The 21831-nt window shown below is 52.5% G+C and carries 18 protein-coding genes; 10 read left to right on the forward strand and 8 right to left on the reverse strand.

Annotated features, from left to right (window positions below):
* Nucleotides 1-49: 49 nt before the first annotated feature.
* Nucleotides 50-1582 (reverse strand): sensor histidine kinase, encoded by a 1533-nt coding sequence (locus tag AC4G46_RS02815; RefSeq protein ID WP_491126600.1) that lies wholly within the window; start codon nt 1580-1582, stop codon nt 50-52.
* On the reverse strand, nt 1579-2265 hold the full coding sequence (locus AC4G46_RS02820) for a response regulator transcription factor (protein ID WP_068723197.1): 687 nt from the start codon (nt 2263-2265) through the stop codon (nt 1579-1581). The genes AC4G46_RS02815 and AC4G46_RS02820 overlap by 4 nt, the downstream gene beginning before the upstream one ends.
* A 443-nt stretch (nt 2266-2708) precedes the next feature.
* Here AC4G46_RS02820 and AC4G46_RS02825 point away from each other — a divergent pair, with 443 nt between their 5' ends.
* From AC4G46_RS02825 to AC4G46_RS02835, 3 genes are all read left to right on the forward strand, one after another.
* A complete protein-coding gene (locus AC4G46_RS02825; RefSeq protein WP_491126601.1) occupies nt 2709-3872 on the forward strand; it encodes a glucose-1-phosphate adenylyltransferase in 1164 nt (387 codons plus the stop codon).
* 21 nt (nt 3873-3893) lie between these two features.
* Nucleotides 3894-4997 carry a glucose-1-phosphate adenylyltransferase subunit GlgD gene (glgD, locus tag AC4G46_RS02830; protein WP_491126602.1) on the forward strand — a complete coding sequence of 368 codons (1104 nt, stop codon included), beginning with the start codon at nt 3894-3896 and terminating at the stop codon, nt 4995-4997.
* A 106-nt stretch (nt 4998-5103) separates the two neighbouring features.
* Complete coding sequence (locus tag AC4G46_RS02835) at nt 5104-7533, forward strand: glycogen/starch/alpha-glucan phosphorylase (RefSeq protein ID WP_491126603.1); 2430 nt, start codon at nt 5104-5106, stop codon at nt 7531-7533.
* An 83-nt stretch (nt 7534-7616) separates the two neighbouring features.
* On the opposite strand, the gene AC4G46_RS02840 is transcribed toward AC4G46_RS02835, so the two are convergent.
* Nucleotides 7617-8096 carry a GAF domain-containing protein gene (locus tag AC4G46_RS02840; RefSeq protein ID WP_068723204.1) on the reverse strand — a complete coding sequence of 160 codons (480 nt, stop codon included), beginning with the start codon at nt 8094-8096 and terminating at the stop codon, nt 7617-7619.
* Nucleotides 8097-8304: 208 nt separating this feature from the next.
* Here AC4G46_RS02840 and AC4G46_RS02845 point away from each other — a divergent pair, with 208 nt between their 5' ends.
* From AC4G46_RS02845 to AC4G46_RS02855, 3 genes are all read left to right on the forward strand, one after another.
* The gene (locus tag AC4G46_RS02845; protein ID WP_491126604.1) at nt 8305-8607 is read left to right on the forward strand and encodes a hypothetical protein; all 303 of its coding nucleotides are present in this window, start codon (nt 8305-8307) and stop codon (nt 8605-8607) included.
* Nucleotides 8608-8827: 220 nt separating this feature from the next.
* Nucleotides 8828-9385, forward strand: coding sequence for a GNAT family N-acetyltransferase (locus AC4G46_RS02850; RefSeq protein ID WP_491126605.1), 558 nt, complete (start codon nt 8828-8830; stop codon nt 9383-9385).
* Nucleotides 9386-9446: 61 nt separating this feature from the next.
* Nucleotides 9447-10958 carry an MDR family MFS transporter gene (locus tag AC4G46_RS02855; protein ID WP_491126606.1) on the forward strand — a complete coding sequence of 504 codons (1512 nt, stop codon included), beginning with the start codon at nt 9447-9449 and terminating at the stop codon, nt 10956-10958.
* 235 nt (nt 10959-11193) lie between these two features.
* Here the strand turns inward: AC4G46_RS02855 and AC4G46_RS02860 are convergent, their stop codons facing one another.
* From AC4G46_RS02860 to AC4G46_RS02875, 4 genes are all read right to left on the reverse strand, one after another.
* Nucleotides 11194-12159, reverse strand: a complete 966-nt coding sequence (locus tag AC4G46_RS02860; RefSeq protein WP_491128774.1) for an IS3 family transposase — start codon at nt 12157-12159, stop codon at nt 11194-11196.
* A complete protein-coding gene (locus AC4G46_RS02865) occupies nt 12066-12383 on the reverse strand; it encodes a transposase (protein ID WP_060818741.1) in 318 nt (105 codons plus the stop codon). The genes AC4G46_RS02860 and AC4G46_RS02865 overlap by 94 nt, the downstream gene beginning before the upstream one ends.
* A gap of 282 nt (nt 12384-12665) precedes the next feature.
* The gene (locus tag AC4G46_RS02870) at nt 12666-13871 is read right to left on the reverse strand and encodes an IS4 family transposase (protein ID WP_491125428.1); all 1206 of its coding nucleotides are present in this window, start codon (nt 13869-13871) and stop codon (nt 12666-12668) included.
* 438 nt (nt 13872-14309) lie between these two features.
* Nucleotides 14310-14777, reverse strand: coding sequence for a MarR family winged helix-turn-helix transcriptional regulator (locus AC4G46_RS02875; protein WP_039869523.1), 468 nt, complete (start codon nt 14775-14777; stop codon nt 14310-14312).
* Between the two features lie 360 nt (nt 14778-15137).
* Between AC4G46_RS02875 and AC4G46_RS02880 the strand changes: the two genes are divergently transcribed.
* The 3 genes from AC4G46_RS02880 (at nt 15138) to AC4G46_RS02890 (ending at nt 18546) form a co-directional block, all read left to right on the forward strand.
* The gene (locus AC4G46_RS02880) at nt 15138-16451 is read left to right on the forward strand and encodes an MFS transporter (RefSeq protein ID WP_491126607.1); all 1314 of its coding nucleotides are present in this window, start codon (nt 15138-15140) and stop codon (nt 16449-16451) included.
* Between the two features lie 71 nt (nt 16452-16522).
* Entirely contained in the window at nt 16523-17254 is a 732-nt protein-coding gene (locus AC4G46_RS02885; RefSeq protein ID WP_491126608.1) for an ABC transporter ATP-binding protein, read from the forward strand.
* Nucleotides 17233-18546, forward strand: coding sequence for an ABC transporter permease (locus tag AC4G46_RS02890; protein ID WP_491126609.1), 1314 nt, complete (start codon nt 17233-17235; stop codon nt 18544-18546). The genes AC4G46_RS02885 and AC4G46_RS02890 overlap by 22 nt, the downstream gene beginning before the upstream one ends.
* 86 nt (nt 18547-18632) lie before the next feature.
* Here AC4G46_RS02890 and AC4G46_RS02895 read toward each other — a convergent pair whose 3' ends face one another.
* A complete protein-coding gene (locus tag AC4G46_RS02895; RefSeq protein WP_491126610.1) occupies nt 18633-19895 on the reverse strand; it encodes a BaiN/RdsA family NAD(P)/FAD-dependent oxidoreductase in 1263 nt (420 codons plus the stop codon).
* Nucleotides 19896-20046: 151 nt separating this feature from the next.
* Between AC4G46_RS02895 and AC4G46_RS02900 the strand changes: the two genes are divergently transcribed.
* Nucleotides 20047-21756: a two-component system sensor histidine kinase NtrB gene (locus tag AC4G46_RS02900; RefSeq protein WP_491126611.1), complete on the forward strand. Its 1710-nt coding sequence runs from the start codon at nt 20047-20049 to the stop codon at nt 21754-21756.
* The last annotated feature ends 75 nt before the right edge of the window (nt 21757-21831 follow it).

Consider the following 21831-nt stretch of genomic DNA (forward strand, 5'->3'; position numbering starts at 1 on the left):
CTGAAAGTTAAGTATGCTTACTATTATAACGTTAATTACGGCTTATAAGCTACCAGCCTGCCAGACAGGGCAGAGTGATCCTGAAGGTAGTCCCTTTACCGGAGACGCTCTCCGCACTGATCTCTCCGCCGTGTGCTTCTACAAGCGATTTCGTGATGGATAAGCCGAGGCCGGATCCGCCGTATTTGCGCGTACGCGAGGAGTCGCTGCGGTAGAAGCGGTCGAAGACATGCGGCAGATGCTCGGCTGAAATCCCCGAGCCGTTGTCGCTCACAGCAAACTCTGCTTCATTGTTTCGGGCATGCAGGGCAATGTGGATAGTGCCTTGCTCGCTATCCGTATGCTGCACGGCATTATGAAACAGGTTGAGCACGACCTGCTTGATTTTGTCAGGGTCATACTTTCCGCGGATGCCCCTGGAACAGTCGAAGGTGACCCGGCGGCTGCCTGCCAGGACCAGCAGCTGCGGCTGCATCTCCTCAATAATCTCATCCAGCAGCAGCTCTTTGACCCTGAGCTGGGGTGCGCCGTCCATCCGCGCCAGCAGCAGCAGATCCTCCACCAGCTTGTTGATCCGCCTGGATTCCCCGTGCATGCTGTTCAGCGCATTGTAAAGCTGCTCTTTATTGTCCGCAGCCCCGCGCAGCAGTACCTCCAGGAAGCCGTGGATCGAGGTGAGCGGGGTGCGCAGCTCATGCGAGGCGTCGGCTGCGAACCGCCGCATCTGCTCCTTGGCCTCGCGCTCACCCCGGAAGGAGATTTCCAGCCGCTCCAGCATTCCGTTGAAGGAGTGGGAGAGCTTGTCGATCTCCATCTGCCCCTGGTTAACCGGAAAACGGACATCCAGATTACCGGCATCTATGCTCTGGGCGGCTTCCCCCATATTGGACAGCGGGACCAGTGTCTTGCGCAGTGCGGGCAGATAGAGGAACAAGCCGGCCAGCAGAGCGACTACAGCAAGCACGGCGAAGATCATCAGCTGCTGCAGAATCACATCCCGCAGCGGTCCGGTCTCGACACTCATCTGCAGCAGGATTTTATTGCTTCCCGGCCGGCCCAGATCCATGAAAACCGCGAGATGCTGGCTGCCGTCCGAGGCCGTAATAAGCCTGTAGCCTCCAGTCGCTTTATCTGTCGTGTGGATGAGCAGTTCATTATATTGCTCATCGGTTAGCCTCGGAGCCGCAGATTCGGACAGCGTATCCTTCTGCAAATCCGTAAAGGTGCCGTCCGAGCTGTATGCGGCAATGGTCGTATGCGCATCAAGCAGCAGCGGGCGTCCGCCCTCACCGTTGCGCTGGCCTGACGGGCTGTTGCCCGGCATGCTGCCGATGCCGCTTAGGGGATTCGTGAAATCCCCGTAAATAAGCCGGTAAAAAAAATCACGCGGCACAGACCGCAGCTGGGCCTCCATCGTTTCAGCCCGGTTGCTGTAAATAAAGTTGCGCATCAGCACATACTGCAGCACTCCGATGAGCAGCAGGAGGCCGGAAAGAATGAGCAGCGAGGTTGCCAGCAGCTGTTTGCGCAGGGAACGCGGGGCGTGCAGCCTGCGCAGGAAGCGGGGCAGACGCGTTATCATAACAGGTCCACCCGGTAACCGGCGCCGCGCAGTGTACGGATAATCCGGTGCTCCTTATCGCCCAGCTTCTCGCGGAGGGAACGGATATAGACCTCGACGATATTTTCCTCACCGCCGAAGTCATAGCCCCATACCTTGTCCAGAATCATCGGTTTGCTCAGCACCAGGCCGTGGTTAATCACCAGGTACTGCAGCAGCTCATATTCAGTCGGGGAGAGCTCAAGCACTTCGTCCCTGAACCGGATTTCCTTGCGTCTGCCGTCGATCCGGAACGGGCCGCAGCGGACTTCACCGAGCAGGCCGGGGAACTGGTTGCGCAGCCGTGCCTGAATCCGGGCCAGCAGCTCATCGAAGCTGAACGGCTTAACCATGTAATCATCTGCGCCGATGGACAGGCCCTTAACCCGGTCATCCACCTCGTCTTTGGCCGTCAGCATAATGACGGCAATTTCCGTTTCTTCCGAACGGAGATAGCGGCACACCTCGAACCCGTCCATCCCGGGCATCATCACATCAAGAATCGCCACATGCGGCTTGAAATCCGCAGCAATGGCGATGGCGCTTGCGCCGTCCGGTGCAGTTTTTACTTCAAAGCCTTCATTGCAGAGTCCCAGTTCCAGAAACTGGAGTATATGAGGCTCGTCGTCAACGAGCAGGAGGCGTACGCCCTGGGTTGCTTTCATCATTATTTCCTCCATTTACAATAAGAGATAGCTATAGTATGACACATGAGGTTGAACGTTTGCTGAAAACTCTGCCAAGGCGATTCGAAAATGTCGTTCATGGTTAATCATAATGGTTAATCTATGTATACAGGCTGTAAATGTAAATTCTTGAAGGGAATTAGCGGGAATTTTAACTTTTTCAGGGTGTAAAAAGGGTTTTGACGGCGGGCCTAGAACACTTTACAATAAGGATACCTAACCGGAGGATTAAAGAAATTTCCAGCGTTCCGGCAGCGTGGTACATATCCTTTTGTTTTCCCCGTTCGTCATCTTATCAAATATCCTATCAGGCACCTTTCTTTTCATTTTACTTCTTTTGGGTACACTTCTTTTTGGAATCAGATTCACATAAACCTCATTTATTTCATTTTTTATTACCCATATGTCAAGGAGGCTCTTCCATGAAGAAAAAAGAAATGGTAGCTATGCTATTGGCGGGAGGCCAAGGGAAAAGGCTGAAGGGCTTGACCAAATCGCTCGCCAAGCCCGCTGTGTATTTTGGAGGAACCTACCGGATTATTGATTTCCCGCTGAGTAACTGCTCGAATTCAGGAATCGATACGGTTGGCGTGCTGACGCAATATGAGCCGCTTGTCCTGCATTCATACATTGGAGTAGGCGGTGACTGGGATTTGAACCGTAAGGACGGCGGTGTATTCGTATTGCCGCCGCATGAACGGGAGAACGGAAGCAGCTGGTACCGGGGTACGGCTGATGCCATTTACCGTAATCTGAAGTTTGTAGACCAGTTTGATCCGGAGCATGTGCTTATTCTGTCCGGCGACCATATCTACAAGATGGATTACAACGCCATGCTGCAGTATCACAAATCAAGAAATGCGGACTGCACAATCTCCGTCATTGACGTTTCTCTGGAAGAGGCAAGCCGTTTCGGCATCCTCAATACCGATGAAGACCTGAAAATATACGAATTTGAAGAAAAACCCGCTCAGCCTAAGAGCACACTGGCATCAATGGGTGTATATATTTTTAAATGGGAGGTTCTGCGCAAGCATCTGCTGGAGGATGGCGAGAAGCCGGATTCCTCGCATGATTTCGGGAAGGACATTATCCCGCTGATGCTGGCAGACAGCAATTCCCTGTTTGCATATCCTTTTGAAGGCTACTGGAGAGACGTTGGTACGGTAACCAGCCTCTGGGAAGCCAACATGGATCTCTTGAGCGACCATCCGCCGCTGAATCTGAATGATCCGAACTGGCGGATTTTTACCCGCAACCCGAACCAGCCGGCACAATATGTGGCTCCGGAAGCCAAAGTATCGAGCTGCATCATTAACGAGGGCTGCATTGTGCGCGGGGAAGTGAAGCATTCGGTGCTGTTCTACGGCGTGGAAGTGGGCGAAGGCAGCGTCATTACCGACTCTGTTATTATGCCCAAGGTGAAGATCGGCAAGAATGTAAGAATTCATAAAGCAATCATAAGCGAAAATACAGTGATCGAAGATTATATGGAGATCGGCAATGACCGGGAGAATGAGGATGAGATTCTGCTGATCGACAATCGTAGCAAAAAGCGCAAAACAGTTGCAGCCAAAACCATATAATTTTAGAGGACGGTGACCGCGATGAAAGAGCTTATGGGCGTAATTAATCTTGATCATGAACTGGACAAATTGAACGAATTAACCTATTTCCGCTGCGGTGCGGCCGTGCCTTTTGCCAGCCGTTACCGGCTGATCGATTTCGTATTGTCCAATATGATGAGGGCGGAGCTGGAGAGTGTAGGGCTGTTCGTCCGCCGCAAATACCGTTCGCTGATGGACCATCTCGGTGACGGCAAATCCTGGGATATGAACCGCAAGCATGGCGGGCTGTTCATTCTGCCTCCGGACTGGAACGATCCGACCGATACGTCAATCGGGGATCTGCAGCACTATCATAACAATCTGGATTTTTTCAAAAGAGCTTCCGCCAAGTACATTGTGTTCTCGGGCAGCCAGCATATTAACACGGTCGATCTGCAGGATGCCTTCCAGTACCATCTGGAAAAGGGTGCCGATGTCACGCTTGTCTACAAAGCGATTGACCAGCTTCAGCCCGAGCATGATCCGTGCCTGCGGCTTGAATTAAATGAGGACGATCTCGTTACCGAGATTCACCAGGAGAAGCATCATCCCAATGTCTACCTGGATATATTCATCATGGAAAAGAAATTGTTCCTGGAGCAGGTGGAGTACTGCATTGCGCATGGAGAGAGCTTTTTCTTCCGTGACGTGATCCAGAAGAACCGGGCCAATTTCAAAATTGCCGGCTATGAATACAAAGGCTATCACGCCGTAATCAATTCACTGGAGAGCTATTACAAGAATAGTCTTGAGCTTCTCAAACAGGAGAATTATCTGGGTCTGTTCAAAGAAAATCCGGTGCAGACCAAGATTAAATATGAAGCGCCGACCCGTTATCTGGACAGCGCAAGTGTCACCAATTCCCTGGTAGCCAACGGCTGCGTTATCGGCGGAACCGTTGAGAACAGCGTAATTTTCCGGGGAGTACAGATCCGTGAAGGCGCGAAAATCGTCAATTCTGTCATCATGCAGAAATGTGTAATTGAAGAGAATGCTGTAATTGAGAATGTCATCATGGATAAGGACGTACACCTCAGCAAAGACAGGATACTTGTTGGGGATAGCAGACGTCCGTTTGTCATCGCCAAGAGCAGCAAAATTTAACCCCAGGATCAGCTGGACTGTGTAAGCATGCAGCCCGGCTGGTCCTGACTTTCCATAGAGGCCATGTATCTCACAAAAATACACATCCGACTGGAGGAACCTGCTGTTGTTTAACGACAAAGAAAGCTTCAAAAAAGTATTCCGCGAGACGCTTATCGGAAAATTGGGCAAGCCGCTGGAAGAAGCATCGAATGGTGACGTATACAAGATTCTGGGCAATATGATCCGTGAGAATGCGGGGAAGAACTGGGCAGACACGAACCAGAAGTTTAAGATCAGCCAGCAGAAGCAGGTATACTACTTCTCAATGGAGTTTCTGATCGGCCGGCTGCTGGGCAATAACCTGCTGAATATGGGCGTGCTGGAGGTTGTGCGGGAGGGTCTTGAGGAACTGGGCTTTGATCTGCGTGCAGTAGAGGAAGAAGAAGCGGATGCGGGGCTTGGCAATGGCGGTCTCGGCCGGCTTGCAGCCTGTTTTCTGGATTCACTCGCTTCCCTGCAGTATGCGGGCCATGGAAGCGGCATCCGTTACAAATACGGCCTGTTTGAGCAGAAAATAGTAGACGGCTATCAGGTAGAACTTCCAGACTACTGGCTGCAGAACGATAATGTATGGGAAGTGCGCAGGGAAGACAAACAGGTGGAGGTCCGCTTCTGGGGCCGGATTGAGACCCGTGAAGAGAACGGTGAGCTGGTCTTTGAGCATAAGGATTATGAAGCGGTTCGCGCAGTGCCTTACGACGTGCCGGTGATCGGCGCCGACCGCAAGCATGTCAATACGCTGCGTAACTGGAGTGCCGAGTCGATTACTCCGGCTTCCCGGATGTCAGGCTCGCTAACGGGTTCGGATTACCACAAGTTCCTGGAGTACAAACGCTCTGTGGAATCTATTTCGGAATTCCTGTATCCGGATGATTCGCAGTATGAGGGCAAGCTGCTCCGGCTTAAGCAGCAGTACTTCCTGTGCAGTGCGGGCGTGCAGAGTATAATGCGCACCTTCAGCAAGACCGGAGCGCCGCTTGAAGCACTGCCGGACAAAGTAGCGCTGCACATCAATGATACGCATCCGACACTGCTGATTCCCGAACTGATGCGCATTCTGATGGATGTACACGGCCTGGGCTGGGATAAGGCCTGGGATATGACAACCCGGATGGTCTCGTATACGAATCATACCATTCTCAGTGAAGCCCTTGAGAAATGGCCGATGAATATGGTCAAGGAGCTGCTGCCGCGGATTTTCCTGATTATTGAGGAGATTAATGCCCGGTTCTGCGGTGAGCTGATGAGCAAATATCCCGGTGACCAGAACCGGATTAACCAGATGGCGATCATTCATGATGATCAGGTACGCATGGCCAATCTGGCCATTGTGGCCAGCCACAGCGTCAACGGGGTAGCTGCTCTGCATACGGAGATTCTGCAGAAGCGTGAAATGCGGCTCTGGAATGAGATGTATCCGCACCGGTTCAATAACAAGACCAACGGAATTACCCACCGCCGCTGGCTGCTGCATGCCAATCCGGAGCTGGCAGGTCTCATCAACGATTCCATCGGCACACGCTGGATTCATCACCCGCAGGAAATGATCGGGCTGATCAAATACTGTGAGGATGCCTCCTTTCAGGAGCAGGTGGCAGCGATCAAACGGCGCAACAAGCTGCGGCTGGCTGATTATATCACCAAGAAGCACGGTGTTCAGGTCGATCCGGATTCGATCTTTGACGTCCAAGTCAAGCGGCTGCATGCGTATAAGCGCCAGCTGCTGAACATTCTGCACATCATGCATCTGTATAACCAGCTGAAGGATAACCCGTCCATGGATATGGTGCCGCGCACCTTTATTTTTGGAGCCAAGGCAGCACCGAGCTATCATCTGGCCAAACGGATTATTAAGCTGATCAATACAGTAGCCGATGTAGTGAACAAGGACCCGGATATCAAGGGCAAGATCCGCATCTTTTTCCTGGAGAATTATTCGGTTTCCCTGGCGGAGAAGATTATTCCGGCGGCCGATGTGAGTGAGCAGATTTCTACAGCCAGTAAAGAAGCATCCGGTACCGGAAATATGAAGTTTATGATGAACGGGGCACTGACCATCGGAACGATGGACGGGGCGAACGTGGAGATGCATGAAATGGTCGGGGACAACAACATGTTCCTGTTCGGGCTGCGGGCGGAGCAGGTTATGGATTATTACCAGTTCGGCGGATACCGCTCCCGCGACATCTATTACGGCGACGGGCGTGTGAAGGAAGTGCTGGATCAGCTGGTTACGCCCGGACCCATCTGCTGCAATACCCAGGAATTTGATACGCTGTACCAGTCGCTGCTTGATAATAATGATGAGTTCTTCGTCCTTAAAGACTTTGCAAGCTATGTAGAGACTCATGTCAAAATCGACCTCGCCTACCGCAACCAGCGGGAATGGCTGAAGAAGTCGATTGTCAACATCGGCCACTCCGGTAAGTTCTCCAGCGATAATACCATCAGCCGCTATGCGGCGGAAATCTGGAAGATCAATCCGGTCGGTTAAAAAGAAGCGGAGCTGTCAGCAAAGAGGCCGCCGCAGATCCAGGTAACCCCTGGTCTGCGGCGGCCTTATGTGTGCCGGAGTGTCTACAGCACAGCAGCAATCATGGCTGCGAAGCGCTCCAGAAAACGCCGTTCTTCGTCATCGAAGCGGTGCTTGAGCGGGCTGTCAATATCGAGTACGCCAAGGAGCTGGTCGCCCTTGATGAGCGGAACCACGATCTCGCTGTTCGATGCGGCATCGCAGGCGATGTGTCCGGGGAAGGCATGGACATCATCCACCACAAGCGTCCGGCGCTCTGCAGCGGAGGTTCCGCAGACCCCGCGGCCCATCGGAATACGGATGCATGCGGGCAGACCCTGGAACGGCCCGAGAACAAGCTCTTTGCCGTCGAATAGATAGAATCCGGTCCAGTTGGTATCCGGCATAGAGAATTTGAGCAGCGCCGAGGCATTTGCCAGATTGGCGATTGCACTTGGTTCACCGTCGATCAATGCTGCAAGCTGTGAAAGCACGGCCTCGAACCGTTCGCTGCGTGTCCCGTCATAGGGCATTGCCTGAAACATGAAGTATCACCTTCCTGTACCTTAAATCAGTAATGAAATATAACTGTAATTAACAACATAGTACAGCCGGACTCGGCTCGTCAAGCATTACCGTAAATTTGCATAAATCACAATACGAGCCTTAACTGGAGTCATAACGGTGTTTCCGCTTCCGCCTGCCAGGGTAATGCTTAATATATCATAGGCTCTTGGCCGGAAGGAGTGGAATATGCGCGCCGATGTACAGAATTTGTTCATAGGAATCCATATGCTTTATATTGCACATGAGAGGGATTTAACATTGTCTGATATGCTGCCTGAGCTTGAAAACCTGGGATACCGGGTTGCGGAACGCGAAGTGAAGCAGGAGCTGGAACGGCTCACCCAGGAAAATTTCCTGACTGCCCATGGCGATGCGTTCAGTTTAACCGGTACTGGAATAGAGGAGTTCAAACATATTCAGGAGAAGCTGCAGGTGTTATGCTCTGAGGTGCTTACTCCGGCTCAGGCAGCGGCAAAAGCTTCGGGCTGATTCCGGCTTCAGGCTAGCACAGCCGCGGAGTTTATGCGAAAGGCTGCAGCTTTTAATCAAGCAATGAACTGCGTCAGTATCAGGGCGGCCTTCCGCCCGGTGCGGCGCTTTTTGTCATGTACTGGCGCTCCGGAATGATCAGGCCGGCAAATTTGCTGTTTCCTTCGGGAAATCCTTACATATGGTGTATACTTAATGAATTGGAAAGGGGACGGATAGGGTGTACATATGCGGCGGGGTAACCCCGGAACTGCACGGAGCAAGAATAGAGCTGCAGGCAATAGCTGTATCTCATGCACCTGCGCTGTATGAGATATGGACCCATCCGGCTGTGGGTCCCTGGCTGAATGCCCCGCCGCTGGAATCAGCCAATGCTGCCGGGCAGCTGATTGAGCTGCTGCTGCAAATGTCGCGGGAGGAAGAGAGCCTGCGCTGGAGCATTGCGCTGCCGGACGGGAAGATTATCGGCAGCTGCGGCTATAACCAGTGGCAGCTGGCGGGAGCTTACCGGGGTGAGATCGGCTGTGAGCTGTCACCTGTTTATTGGGGGCAAGGATACATGAGGGAGGCGCTGGAGCTTATGCTGGATTTCGGCTTCGGCACAATGGGGCTGAACCGGATCGAAGCGTTATGCTATCCCGGCAATACCCGGGCGGCGGGATTGTTCCGCGCACTGGGTTTTTCAGAGGAAGGGCTGCTGCGTCAATACCGGCATACCGGTGCCGGTTTTCAGGACGCGGCTCTTTTTGCGCTGCTGCGCAGTGATAGACAGAAATAGCTTGGCGGAGGGGAACGTTGGAATTGTACAGAGATAACATAGAGAGAGGATCGGGATTTCATTGAGTACACCAGGAGCAACAGAGCGCAAGCTTATCTTAACCGGGGTTTTGCTGGCCACCTTTTTGGCAGCCATTGAAGGAACAGTTACGGGGCCGGCAGGGCCGGCAATCGTCGGCGATTTTCAGGGCATCCAATGGCTGAGCTGGATTTTTACCGCCTACCTGCTGACCATGGCGGTGACAACGCCCATCTTCGGTAAGCTGAGTGACCTGATTGGCCGCAAGCCGGTATTTATGGGGGGAGCGGTTGTCTTTCTGCTCGGCTCCCTGCTGTGCGGCATTTCGCAGAGCATGGGGCAGCTCATTCTGTTCCGGGCTATTCAGGGCATCGGGGCAGGTGCGCTTATTCCGATGACCTTTACGATTATCGGTGATATTTACAGCATTAAGGAGCGGGCCAAGACGCAAGGACTGCTGAGCTCAGTCTGGGGAATTTCATCACTTGTAGGTCCGCTGCTCGGCGGCTATGTGGTGGATTACCTGAGCTGGCGCTGGGTATTTGTGTTTAACCTGCCCTTTGGCCTGCTGTCGATCCTGTTTATTGCCCGTTACCTGAAGGAAGAAAAGGTAAAACGGGTGGCGAAGAAGATTGATATAGCCGGAGTTCTGCTGTTCGCTGCAGGGGTAAGTGCACTGCTGTTCGGCCTTACCGCCGGCGGGCAGAATCTGGCCTGGACTTCACCGCTGCTGCTTGGCCTGCTGGGGACGGCGGTTATCCTGCTGGTTATATTCCTGTTTGTGGAGCGGCGGGCGCCGGAGCCGATGCTTCCGCTGTCGCTGTTCTCCATCCGCAATATTGCCGTGTCGACCGGAGCCAACCTCCTGGTCAGCACCTTGATTATTGGACTGTCCACCTATGTGCCGCTGTGGGTACAGGGTGTATTCGGCGAAAGTGCGGCTCTTTCCGGTCTGCTGCTGGCTCCGATGTCTGTGGGCTGGACGCTGGGCTCCATAGCCGGAGGCCGGATGATTCTGCGCGCCGGCTCCCGCCGCACAGGCATGCTGGGACTCTCCCTGATCGCCGCAGGGGCAGTAGGACTTACGTTTATGACTGCAGACTCCTCGCAGCTGCTGCTTCTGGTTCTGATGATGTTCTGCGGTGTAGGCTTCGGTTATGCGTCTACCGTATTCACCATTATCGCCCAGTCATCCGTCGGGCATGACCAGCGCGGCGCTTCAACGGCGCTGAATACCTTCACCCGATCACTCGGCCAGACGGTCGGGGCGGCGGTATTCGGATCCTGGCTGAATCTGAGCATCGACAGGCTGCTCTCAGACCAGCCCGGTGCGGCAGTTAGCGGAGCGGATATCAACAGCCTGCTGAACCCGCATGGCGGCAGCACCCTGACCGGCGATGCCTGGAACAGCCTGCATGGTGCGCTGGAAGGCGGCCTGCATTCCTTGTTCATTATGATGGCTGTACTGGCCGTTCTGTCGCTGGTTATTTCCTCCGGGCTGCGCCAGGGAGTACCTTCGCTGAATGAGGAGAAGACGAAGCTGAAGGAAGCATAGTATCTGGGACACAGGCCTCTTTAGATTAAACTAGTACAGCAGTTGTAAGTTCAGGCATTTCCTGGAGTCAAATTCCCAGACTGAATAATCAGCATAGGGCTTACATAGTACGTATACCTGTGCGTTCATCAGACTAAGTGGATTTTCTCCATCTATTTTTCGAGTATAAGGATGTTTTGAGAAATTAGGTGGAAAAATGGACCTCCGTCAAGAAAGTGGACACAAGAAAAAAAGATTATGCGGTTTTTCTCTTTTTAAACTTCGCCGCAAACTGGACAGGGGAAACATAGCCTAGCGCACTGTGGATTCGCTTGCGGTTATAAAAGAATTCAATGTACTGGAACATCTCGTCCTGCGCTTGTTGCTTCGTTTTGAACTTGGTGCAATAGACAAATTCTTTCTTTAGTACGCTATGAAAGGATTCGATGCAGGCATTGTCATAGCAATTTCCCTTGCGGCTCATGCTTGCCTTCATGTGGTACTTCTTAAGACGTTTACGGTAATCTGCTGAGGCATACTGCGATCCCCGATCAGAGTGATGGGTGAGTCCCTTCTTGGGCCGTTTCGCTTGGTAAGCATCGTCCAAGGCACCTAGTACCAGATCAGTCGTCATTCGCTCCTCTAGCCTCCAACCGACAATTTCTTTCGTGCAGAGGTCGAGCACACTGGCCAAGTACAGCCGGCCTTCCCGGCAGGGGATGTAGGTGATATCCGTAACCCAGACTTTGTTGGGTTCGGCGGTCTTGAAGTCTTGGTTCAGTAGGTTCGGGGCGATGGGCAAATCGTGATTGGAATCGGTCGTCTTCACGCGAAAGCGCTTGGCGACACATGAGCGTAAACCCAGCTCTTGCATGTATTTCCCTACCGTCCGCTCGCTAACGATGTAGCCTTCTTTCTGTAGAAGCTTGGTGATTTTTGGGCTGCCGTAACGTTTCTTGCTATCCTTGAAATGATAGGTGATTCGCTGGAGTAACCGTGCCTTACGCTCCGCTTGGGGGCTGGTAGCCGCGCTTTGCCATTTGTAAAACCCGCTCCGGGAGACTTTGAGAACGCTGCACATCTTCTCCACTCGAAACTCAGAGCGATGGGTTTCGATGAACTGAAATCTCAGTTCTTTGGTTTGCTGAAGATGTGCACCGCTTTTTTTACGATGGCAAGCTCCTCTTCGACGTCTGCAATTCGTTGCGCTCTTGCCCGTAATTCTTTTTCTTGTTCGGCCAGCCGCTGCTCGAGTTCGCGAACCTTTTCCGCACTGTTTACAGGTTCATTGCCGAACTCCCGATACTTCGCCAGCCAGTTGTGCAGCACGCCAGGGGAGATCCCCAGCTCCTCACCAATCTCCACTACCGTCTTCGTCTGTTCCTGAATATACTTGACGGTTTCTCTTTTAAACTTTTCATTGTATCGTTGCCGTTGTTCACCCATGTGAACACCTCCTCGTTAAGTTCATTATTCATGCTCTCTTAACGGGTGTCCACTTTTTATTCTAGCTGCAAAACGCTACTTAAATTCTCCGGATTTGCTTCACAAGGCTGTTTTGCTCCGATATAAGTGACGTTTATCCACTAGACATGCATACAAACTTACATGAGAGCTAAATTAAACCGAAAGTAATAATTTTACAGTTAGTTTTATAGACTCAATGAAAAAAGAACAGTGGCGTCTTAAAACGTAGGTTAGTTACCAATAAATGGTATATTATGTTTGTTATCTGAGAATTATCTTTACCGTCGCTCGTTTCTCTTTCGTTTGTTCTGGAGTTTCTGCGGGCTTAGGGATCTTTTGCCGACCTTTAGAACGACGAGTCGGTTCACGATTCAGCGCTTCAATAAATACATCCCAGTCTTTCATGGCGTAATACCTCATCTTTCGCAGCATGCTCCATACACTTAGGGTGGACCGCACTTCTAAATGGATGAGCTGACAAAGTAGCGCCGTAATGATTCCGATGTAACATTGGACCCACACTGCGTGGGGGTGGTGATTGTGGAACGTTACGGTGGCCAGATGCTGCTTGATCCATTTAAAAAACAGCTCAATTTGCCAGCGACAGCGATAAATTTCACCAACGTCTTCGGCTGAAAGATCCTGACGATTTGTGATGACCTCGTAGATTTTTCCATGCTTATCTTGGAATTGTACAAGGCGAACGCAAAACGTTTGGCCCGATTTTTTATCCAGAATCTCAACGTCAGCGTCCCGAGTAATATTGCTGCTGCCCGAAATGGGATGTTCGGTCAGCACGGTGTACTTTGTTTTTGCACGGATCCGGGCTACAAAAAGCACCGTCCCTTCCGACCATTCTCTGAAGTTTCCGTAATGCACATAGCCACGGTCGAAAATGTAGGTGAATTCTCCAGGCACAACCAGATATTTGACCGCTTGTTGATCCGACACACCGATAGTGGAAAGGATAATCTCATCCGGAAAATGACACCCTGCTTCCAGCGAAAGCAGCCGCGTATGGATTTTGACACCCTTGGTCTTATTTTGATAAAACGCCCAATCGCCGAGTATTTTGGGTAGCGAAAGGCTCGTTGAATCGACGGGTGCTAACTTTCCAAGATGCTTGATGCCCTTGGCTTCCGCTTTTCGCAATTTTAATTCCTGAACAAGATCGGTAAACAACCACTCGAGATAAGCAAGAGGGATGGTGCCGAGCTTGCGGTTCAAGGTCGATTCGTGAATGGTCGTGAGTCCGGTAATGTCCTGAAGTTCTGCATTCGTTTCCAAATGGAGCACAATGTCGGAAAGAGTCCGCCTCTGCTGCAACTGAGCTTCTACAAAAAGGGTAATCGCGGACCCAACGGTAAGTTTTTTCGAATAATGATCTGCGAATGGACAACGAAAAGAATGTAACATTAAATGCTGTAAGTACTTGCGTAAAACTGAATTTTGCGATATGTTACCCATGGATTAGCTCCTTTTGTGGAGAGATGTGGGTAACCTGCCTACTCTCTCTACATTAGGGCTTTTTTCATTTTTCACCAGAGTAAACTCATCTTTTTTATCCATAATTAGCTAACTATTTCAAAAAAATTTATGTTAGGTTTGCCGCATGTCTAGTGACGTTTATCCACTTAGTTATCGTAAATGCTGCTAAAAGGGGAAATTAAGTGGCGAAAATCCACCTAAATTAATTGAGCTTGTGCGAAATCAGGAAATACGAAGATAAACGTGGCCGGAGGCCTTTACCTTCCTTTTCTGGATCCGTTGCCCTCACTTATACAGAAACGGCTGCACGGTCCATAAGGACGCTGCAGCCGTTTCTGTGTATTGATGGTTCTGTGAGAGGCAGTTAAAGTGCTGAAAGAGATCGTGAATCAATTCACTATCTTTGCTTTGCCTGTATTATTTGCGGGGCAGTGGCGAGAGCTTCTCAGCCTGCAGGCCCATCTTCTTGAGCAGGACAATCATCTGTTCCTTCTCTTCATCGTTCAATCCACTGAAAGCCAGGTGCAGGCGTTCCGAATATTTCGGATACATTTCGCTCATCAGCTGTTCGCCTTCGGCTGTCAATTCAGCGAAGATCACACGGCGGTCATTGGCACAAGGCTTGCGCTGCAGGTAGCCGCGTTCTTCAAGCTTATCAATGACGTAAGTGACGTTGCCGCTCTGCAGCAGCAGCTTGGCTCCGATCTGCTGAATCGGCTGAGGACCTTTGTAGTACAGGACCTCCATGACAGCAAAGGCTGTAGGATTAAATCCTTCAATCTTGCTTCCGGTAACGGCATGCTCGTTAATACTCTTGAAAGACTTGGCAAAAACCCGGTACAAATGAAGTGTTAACTGAGTATCGCGTTCATAGGATTGTATCATGCTTCTCCACCCTCTATCGTTATCGTTAGTCGTACAGGTCGCCCCGTACGTAAGGAATCATGGACCCGGCTGCATCTTAAATGTGCAGTTAAATTTGAGATACCCTTACAATACGGCAAACAATGGCTTCAAGAACATGTGATTTGTCACAATGAGCACACTTTTAATTATTAAAAATCAAACAATTTTTTGACGGTGACTCTGTTTTGGGCAAAAGAGTGTCAAATTCGCGCTCCGCCTCCGGCAGGAGAGGGTCTTCAGCCCCCGGAACCGCGAAAAATTACAGCTGCAGATTGATGAGGAACCTGGCAATTTTCCCGTATTATGAATTCAAATATGCAGATGCGGGAGGATGAAATAATGAAGGAACCAAACAATGCAGCACTGGCGGATGAAAAGCTGACCGCTAACCGGCCGTTTATGCTGCTGATTGCTGCACAGCTGATTTCCAATATAGGCGATTGGCTGCATTTTCTTGCCCTGTTGACCATGGTTGGGCTGAAGTGGCAGGCCAGCCCGTGGGAGATTACGGCAATTTCTCTGTGTATGGCTGTGCCGATGCTGCTCGGGGGAGCCCTGGGCGGGTATCTGGGCGATACCTTTGACCGCAAGGCTATCATGATCGGCTCGGACCTGGCCCGTGCCGGAATTGTAGCCTGTCTTGTATTTGCCGGCTCCCTATGGCAGGTTTACCTGCTGCTCATAGCCAAAGGCATGATGGATGTCCTGTTCTCTCCGGCCAAAAGCGGCAAGCTCAAGGAGCTTGTCCCCTCTGCCCAGATGGACCGGGCAGTTGCTCTGAGCTCATCCATTGAGCAGATCACCAAAATTATCGGTCCGGCATTCGGTGGTTTGCTCGTCGCGGCATTCGGAATTTCCGCCTGCTATCTGCTGGATTCGGCCACCTATCTGCTCTCAGCCGCAATTCTGCTGGCAGTGCCGCGGGCAGGGAAATACAAGACAGCCCGCGGGGCGGAGACCGCGCCGAAATTGCCGGGACGGGCATCCTTTTTCCGTGAAGCAGGTACCGGCCTGCGGCTGCTTACCGGAATGCCGGCTGCACTGGGCGGGCTTGTCATGCTGGTAACAGTACTGTTGGTGCTGCAGATGGCCGATTCCCAGACGATAACCCTGTTCCGTGATATTCCCGGTATCAGCGGGGATATGCTCGGCTGGTGTCTGGCTGCCAGCGGACTTGGCACACTGCTGTCAGCGCTTGCCGCGAGCCGTACGGGCAAGCGGCCGCTGATCTTTATGAGTGCCGGGGCCATCCTTATGGGTTCTGTATTTGCCGCCGCTGCACTGGTAACAGCTTACGGGGAGGCAGGATTGTGGATGAACATTATACTGTTCGGCTCGTTTGCGGCGGCAGGAGCAGGGGCGGGGCTTGTATTTATCCCATTTTATGCGATGCTGCAGCGGCGGACACCTGAAGCTTACACAGGGCGGGTGTTCGGTACGGTGAACAGCCTGACCAGCGCTGCAGCTATTCTCGGGCCTGTAGCAGGCGGTGCACTTGTGACAGCATCCGGAGCAGTTTCCGCCTTTATCTTATCCGGGGTGTTGTCGGCACTGCTTGGCCTTGCCATGCTGACGCTGAGCGGACGAATCGAGGCCAGGGACAGGACTGCGGGGACGGAGCCGCAAGTAATGTTTGAAGTCTCCCGGCCATAATCCGTATAATGGTAAAAAGCCCGGAAAACTTCCGGGACAAAGGCATTCAACATTAGGAGATGGAAAGCGGAATGGAAGAGATGGAAGAGTTGGGGGAAGAGCGGGAGATTGTTTTGGATGTCGATATTGAAGAGGCCGGCTATGAGGCGGGGGACAAACGGATTTCCGACATCTCCTTTCAGGTCCGGCGCGGAGAGCTGCTGGGGCTGATCGGCCCGAATGGCGCCGGCAAAAGTACGACGATCAAGACGCTGCTCGGCCTGCTCAAGCATGCCAAAGCCAGAGTAACGCTTGGCGGGGAGAATAAATCCTATGCCTATGTACCGGAGCAGCCGGTATTTTATGAGGATCTGACACTCTGGGAGCATCTGGATCTGGCTGCTGCCGCTTATGGCCTGCCGTATGACCAGTTTGAGCCGGCAGCAGAGAAGCTGCTGGTGCAGTTTGGCATGAGCCATGTGCGCGACGATCTTCCGGCAGGCTTCTCCAAGGGCATGAAGCAGAAGATGATGCTGATGCTCGGCTTTCTCGTTCAACCTGACGTATACATCGTGGATGAGCCGTTTATCGGGCTGGACCCGCGTGCGACCAAGGATTTCCTGCGGCTGCTGGAAGCTGAGCGGAAGCGCGGGGCAGGCGTGCTTATGTCCACGCATGTCCTCGACACGGCGGAGAAAATCTGTGACAGCTTCGTGCTGATCTCCGGCGGCGAAATAGCAGCAACAGGCACGCTGGAAGAAATCCGTGACAGTGCCGATCTGCCGGAGGGGTCGTTGTTTGATTGCTTCGACGAATTGACATGAGGGCGCGCGAACATACGGCTGCAGATAGCAGCCCCCGTCCAGCAGGAGCTGGCTATGCTTTCCCTACCGGACCGCGCCTGTTCCGGCGGCGGCTGTTCTCGCATTGGCGCGAGCAATCGGCCATCATCCGGACGGCTGCAGACTGGACGGTGCTGCTCTATATTGTAATTCCCGGCGGCCTGCTTGGCGGCCGGTTCTACTACGGCTTCTGGTCGGGCGAGGTCCCGGCTTGGACTACGGTCCTGCCCTTCATAACGCTTCTGCTGCTGCTTGCAGTCCTGCTGCTGACCGGCGGAATGGTCCTGCTGCTTCAGGAAGGTGATCTGCTGTTTCTCAGACAGCGGCAGAGCTGGATAAGAAGTATCCTGCTGCGCGGGATGATTTACAGCCTGACCGTAACTGCGCTCAAAATAGCTGCGGTATACGCTGTTCTACTGCCCTTTATTATCCGCGGCTACGGGCTCAGTCCGGCAGCGGCCGGAGCGCTGCTGCTGCTGACGGTCACTGCCGGCTGGAGCATCAAGCTGCTGGGGCATATCGTCAGGGTACAGCGTCAGGGCTTCCGCCGCTGGCTGCGGCTGCTTCCCGCTGTGACAGTGCCTGCCGGGCTGTATGTATGGCTGGCACTGCTCTGGCAGAACAGCCCCTGGCTGCTGCTTGCAGCAGCCGCTGTATACGCAGCAGTAACCGTCTGGGCTCTGCGCTGCCGCCTCCGGCTGCAGGGAACCTTCCTCAGCGATGTGCGCGAGGACTACAAGCAGCGGATGCGAATTGCCGGCCTGCTGCTGCGCGGCGTGCTGGATAAGCCGCGTCCCACCCGGTACAAGCCGTGGATCTTCCGCAGATCGCAGCCGCTGCTGTCCTCCAGGCAGCCGGAGAGCCGCTTTACTGCAGCCGGAATCAAGGCGCTGGTGCGCAATCCGGCTCACCTGAAGCTGTATTTATCGTTTACAGGCGTATCCATGAGTGCACTCCTTATTGCTCCGGCCTTCCTGAAATGGATTCTGCTTGTCGTGCTGGCTTTATTAATGTGCTACTGGCTGAGCTCCTTCTGGCTGCTCTTCGCCGGAGATGATTATATCGGCATCCTGCCGTTTACGAAAGCGCAGAAGGCTGCGGCCGGCTCCAAGGCTATGCTGATTCTTGCTGTTCCGTATACGGTACTGTGCTCCGCGGTGGTCTGTATTCCGCTGTACGGCTGGTGGGGGCTGCTGCTGTTTGCCCCGCTGGGCTTCGGTATCGGAACTTTCATCGCCCGGATTTACAGCACGATCCGGCTGACAGAGCATTAAGTGCTCTGAAACCCCATATAAAAAGCGTTGCCCGCGCATAGGCCGCAGGCAACGCTTTTTGGCATCTCTAAGAGTAGAAGCTGCTCCTATCCAAGCCGGTCTGCCGCATGATCCCCCGCCATATAACCTGTGGAGAAAGCAGCCGTAATATTATAACCTCCGGTATAGCCGTGAATATCGAGGATCTCACCGCAGAAATACAGGCCCTCCATCAGCTTGGACTGCATCGTTTTGGGATCAACCTCTTTGAGGTTAATGCCGCCGCCAGTAACAAAAGCCTCCTCGATCGACAGCGTGCCGTACACTCTGATCGGAAAACGTTTGACCAGCTGGGCAAGCTGCTGCCAGTCCTGCTTGGGGATATTGTCATAAGTAAGATTATCCGGCAGCCCCGCCCTCTGCAGCAGAATCGGGATGATCCGCTCAGGCAGATAGCCCTTCAGCACATTTTTGACCGATTTTTTTGATTCCTGGGCGGCCAGCTTCAGCGTTTCGTTATACACATCTTCTTTACTCTTTTCGGGCAGAAAATCAATCGAGACCTCAATGTTTCCGCTGCCGTACTGCTTCAGGGCCTTGACGACAAACTGGCTGCAGCGCAGGGCAATCGGCCCGGAAATGCCAAAGTGGGTAAACAGCATATCCCCCTGGTGCTCAATAAGCTTTTTGCCTTTAGGATTCCATACGGACAGGGACACCTCTCTCAGAGAGAGGCCCTGAAGCTCCTTGCTCTGGATAAAAGGTTCATTGGAGGTAAGCGGAACTTCGGTCGGAAAAAGCTCCGTGATCGTATGCCCCGCCTGTTCAGCCCAGGCATAGCCGTCCCCTGTTGAGCCGGTCTGGGGCACGGACTTGCCGCCTGCTGCAACAATGACGCTGCGGGCCTCTATAACCTCGCCGCTCTGCAGCCGGACGCCTTCAACCCGTCCTTCTTTGTAGAGAAGCTCGCGCACCGGCGCGTGCAGCCGGATCTGCACTCCCTGTCCCCGTACCTGATTGACGAGGGTGTCCACAACCGTTTTCGCTTTATCGCTCACCGGAAACATCCGCCCGTTGTCCTCTTCCTTCAGCCGGATTCCCAAATTCTCGAAAAAGGCGATAATGTCTTTATTGTTGAACTGGGAAAAAGCGCTGTAAAGAAACCGGCCGTTTCCCGGAATATACTTGATCAGCTCATCAATCTCTTTATTGTTGGTGACATTGCAGCGGCCGCCGCCGGAGATGCCCAGCTTACGCCCCAGCTTGTCTCCTTTTTCCAGCAGAAGCACCTTCCCGCCCTTACTGCTTGCGGCAATACCGGCCATCAGCCCGGCGGAGCCCCCGCCGATTATGATTACATCGTATCTCATTTGTTTAACTCCCAAACTGTTTGTTTGCTTTAATTTTACCATGTCAGCCGTTTCAATGCAGCGCCCGGATCTTTGCGGGATTTCCGTTGTCAGAACTGCCCTGGCTATGCTTTAATCTTAATTGGAAAGGGTATTTTGTCTAACTCAGGGAGTGATTACAATTATTGAGGAAATTAAGGATATTCTATTGCAGATATCGGCAGCCGGTTCCTTTTTATTTGTGTTTCAATGGTGGCTGGACCAGGGTCATATGACCCGCAGGAACAGGCGTCTCCCTGATGATTTGTCCTTTCTGGTTATCGGCTGTGCGCTCAGCATTGCCGTCTGTACGATCTTTTCCTCGTCACTGGCCGGAGGGGTCTATCTTAATCTGGCGGTTCTGCCGGCTTTTATCGGCATCCTGTATGCGCCTTTCCGTTCCGGGCTAAGCCTGGCTGCGTTCTTTCTGCTGAGTACCGCCCTGTTCTCTGAGCCGCCGGGTCTGAGCGCCATCATCATGAATTCAGGGGCATTGCTGTATCCGCTGCTCTTTGGTTTAGCGCGTCCTTTCAAACAGGCTAAATGGTTAGAAAAGGTAATGCTGCTGTGGGCTGTTTTGTTCCCGTGCATGTTTTTTGTTGTCATGGTGCCCCATATGGAGAAAATCCGCGAGGCACAGACATTTACCTCTGATGTAATACTGGTTACAGCCTACCTGTTTGTCGCTGTGCTGACAGGCGGTCTGCTGATCTTTTGCATCGAAACCGCCTGGGATAAGGTTCTGGTAAAAGAGAAGATGGAGGGCCTTTCGGAACGGTTCATGTGGGAATCCAAAAAACTGGAGCAGGTCACAGATATTGTCCAGCTTAATATTATGTCGATGAATGAACTCGGCTATATTACAGAGCTCAATGAGTTCATGCTGAAGCTGATCCGGAGGCACTATCCGGATTATACAAGAGAGTTGATTCTTTCCCGGCAGGCGGCGCTGCTGTTTGCAGACAGTGTGGACAAACAGACCTATATGCAGCTGAAGGCCGTGTTTTTTAATAAACAGCGCTCCAATGCCAAAATAAACTGCGGAGACTACATTTATCAGATATACACGGCTCCGGTTCAGCAAGGTTCCGGTTTTTCGGACGGCGTGGTGATGATTGTTCAGGATGTGACGGAGGAAGAGAAGCTCCGCACGGAGCTGGATCATGCCGAACGGCTGACGCTGGTAGGACAGATGGCGGCCGGCATCACTCATGAGATCCGTAATCCCATGGCCGTAGTGCGCGGGTTCCTGCAGCTAATGCGGGAGAAAAGTCCGGGGGAGCTTGATTCCTATTATCAGATCGTAATGGATGAGCTGGACCGTGCCAACGGAATCATCGATGATTTTCTGTCGCTGGCTCAAAGCAGGGTGTCGGACAAAGAACTGGTTCAGTTCCATCATATAATAGAAGAATTGTCTCCGCTGATCTGGGCGGATGCCAATCTGCGCGGCCAGAGCGTTGAGCTGAACACAGCTCCTGCCCTGCCGCTCCTCAGGCTGAATGTCCGGGAGGTCAAGCAGCTGATTCTGAATCTGGCCCGCAACGGAATGGAAGCTATGGAGGCCAAGGGAGTGCTGACTCTGGAAACCCGGGTGAACAACGGCAATATTGAAATTGTGATCAGGGATACCGGCAGCGGGATTGAACAAGATAAGCTTGCGAATTTGTTTACTCCCTTTTTTACGACGAAGAACCACGGGACAGGCCTCGGTCTGCCGCTGTGCCTGAGCATTGTTGAGCGTCATAACGGCACCATCAGGGTAGATTCTGCGGCGGGAGAAGGTACTGCTATAACGGTAGCCCTCCCCTATGAAGCGGAAGAAGAAAACCTTGCGGGATAAGGGGGGGCATCCGGCCCGCATTCCTTGCTTTCACAGGGTATGTATGTATAATAAAGTTAGTGATTGCTGCGGTAA

The sequence above is a fragment of the Paenibacillus sp. fava2 genome (genome assembly GCF_058313675.1).

Coding starts and splice junctions, on each gene's coding strand:
- AC4G46_RS02895 (WP_491126610.1), bottom strand. CDS start 19,895: ATGAGATACGATGTAATCATAATCGGCGGGGGCTCCGCCGGGCTGATG.
- AC4G46_RS02870 (WP_491125428.1), bottom strand. CDS start 13,871: ATGGGTAACATATCGCAAAATTCAGTTTTACGCAAGTACTTACAGCAT.
- glgD (WP_491126602.1), top strand. CDS start 3,894: ATGAAAGAGCTTATGGGCGTAATTAATCTTGATCATGAACTGGACAAA.
- AC4G46_RS02820 (WP_068723197.1), bottom strand. CDS start 2,265: ATGAAAGCAACCCAGGGCGTACGCCTCCTGCTCGTTGACGACGAGCCT.
- AC4G46_RS02865 (WP_060818741.1), bottom strand. CDS start 12,383: ATGGGTGAACAACGGCAACGATACAATGAAAAGTTTAAAAGAGAAACC.
- AC4G46_RS02825 (WP_491126601.1), top strand. CDS start 2,709: ATGAAGAAAAAAGAAATGGTAGCTATGCTATTGGCGGGAGGCCAAGGG.
- AC4G46_RS02875 (WP_039869523.1), bottom strand. CDS start 14,777: ATGATACAATCCTATGAACGCGATACTCAGTTAACACTTCATTTGTAC.
- AC4G46_RS02840 (WP_068723204.1), bottom strand. CDS start 8,096: ATGTTTCAGGCAATGCCCTATGACGGGACACGCAGCGAACGGTTCGAG.
- AC4G46_RS02815 (WP_491126600.1), bottom strand. CDS start 1,582: ATGATAACGCGTCTGCCCCGCTTCCTGCGCAGGCTGCACGCCCCGCGT.
- AC4G46_RS02880 (WP_491126607.1), top strand. CDS start 15,138: ATGAAGGAACCAAACAATGCAGCACTGGCGGATGAAAAGCTGACCGCT.
- AC4G46_RS02885 (WP_491126608.1), top strand. CDS start 16,523: ATGGAAGAGATGGAAGAGTTGGGGGAAGAGCGGGAGATTGTTTTGGAT.
- AC4G46_RS02845 (WP_491126604.1), top strand. CDS start 8,305: ATGCGCGCCGATGTACAGAATTTGTTCATAGGAATCCATATGCTTTAT.